The sequence below is a fragment of the Trebonia kvetii genome (assembly GCF_007827045.1).
GTDB classification, from domain to species: domain Bacteria; phylum Actinomycetota; class Actinomycetes; order Streptosporangiales; family Streptosporangiaceae; genus Trebonia; species Trebonia kvetii.
The window spans coordinates 1-1,672 of the sequence record NZ_RPFW01000021.1 but is presented as its reverse complement, the minus strand read 5'-3'; the positions used below and the strand labels follow the sequence as shown (position 1 = coordinate 1,672).

Below are 1,672 nucleotides of genomic sequence, written 5' to 3'. Positions count from 1 at the left end.
CTGCGGGCGCCGGCGTTGCAGGCGTCGGTCGTGCCGCCCTTGTCGTACGGGATTGCGTGCTCGAAGTCGGACTCGCGGGCGGCGCGGGAGCAGGTCGGGAAGGTGCACTGGTGGTCGCGGACCTGGATCAGGCGGCGCAGCCGGTCGCCCGGCTGGTAGGCGCTGGTCTGATACCGGTGGTCGCAGGCGTGGGTGGGCACGAGGTCGAACCGCACGGTGAGGTGCCGCCCGCCGGGCAGGGTCAGTGCCCAGCTGCCCGGTTTGCTAGGGGTCAGTTCCCAGTCGCCCGGCGGCGCTCCCGAGCGTGGCTTGCTCGCAACCGCAGACGACCGCCGCTGTGGCGGCTGTGCCGCCTGGGCCGCCAGCTCGCGCAGGAGTGCCTCGGTGACGGTGATGGTGACCCGTGCGGGCAGCGTGCCCAGGGCGCGCCTCGGCCCGGGTCCCGGCGGCTGCGGCCTGCCGGGTCGGCCGCGGGCGGGGCGGGCGATGCTGTGCCCGGTCGCGTAGCCGTGCTCGTCCACGATGGTGATTTCCCAGCGGGAGTGCGGGGAGTTGGCGGCTGCGGCGGCCAGCTGGCGGGCCAGGGCGGGGTCGAGGGGGCCGAGCAGCCGGTTGTCGCCGGCGCGTTCCGCCTTGCCTTGGAGGGTGGCCAGCGGGACCGTCACCTCGGCCAGCGGCGGGGACGGCGGTCCGGGAGCTTCCTGCCCGCCCAGACCGCCGCCATCGCCGCCTAGATCCGGGATGTCGTCGTCCGAGTCATCGGCGGGACCGGGGATGTCGTCGTCCGGGTCATCGGCAGGATGGTCATCGTCGTCGCCGCCGGGCTCGAGGATGTGGTCGTCATCATCGCCGCCGGGACCGGGAATGTCGTCGCCGGAGTCATCGGCGGGATCGTCATAGTCGTCTCCGGGATCGGGGATGTCGTCATCCGGGTCATCGGCAGGATGGTCATCGTCGTCGCCGCCGGTATCGGGGCTGCCGCTAACGTCGCTGGTGCTGGTGCCGGTGCCGGCGAGGGGAGCCGGGCTGCCGCCGCCACTGTCACCGGGACCATCGCCGTCTCCGCCACCATCACCGCGGCCCGGTCCGGGGCCGTCGTCCCCGCCGAACCAGTCCTCATCACCGTCGTCGCCTGCGGTGTCCGGGCCGGGCCCACCGGGCGGCTGGGGGCTTCCCCGGCCCGCACCGTGCGGGGCGGCCTCACCGGGCGGCTCCGAACCGGCGGCGGCGGCGAACGCGATCCGGTCGGCGGCCGGGATCTGGCCCAGCAGGTCCAGATACGCCTGCGCCTGCAGGCGGCTGGCGTCCTGGCCCGGGAACGCCCCCGACGCCGCGTACACCGCGGCGCGGGCCGCCACGTTCGCGTGCCCGGCCAGCGCCTCGGCGGCCGGGAGGTCACGGCCGGACAGGCCGACCGTGCCGGCCTGCTCACGGAACACCGTCACCCGTGCACACCGCTCCGCCCGCGACCGCCGCCGCTCCGCCACGTCGGGCGCCACCGCCAGCGCCGCCCGCCACGCCAGGCGCTCCACCTGCGGGTAGCTCTTGCCCGCCAGCTCCCCTGCGATCAGCGCCTCCGCGCGGGCCGCCTCATCCTCATCCAGCGGCTCGAAGACCTGCGCGACCAGCCGCGCCTTCGACCGGGTGAGGATCCCCCCGGCCAGCAGCCGCC

At 75.5% G+C, this 1,672-nt stretch carries 1 protein-coding gene; it reads right to left on the bottom strand.

Annotated features, from left to right (window positions below):
* The coding region (locus EAS64_RS44335; RefSeq protein ID WP_222850046.1) for a hypothetical protein at positions 1-1,672 on the bottom strand (1,672 nt) is incomplete at both ends.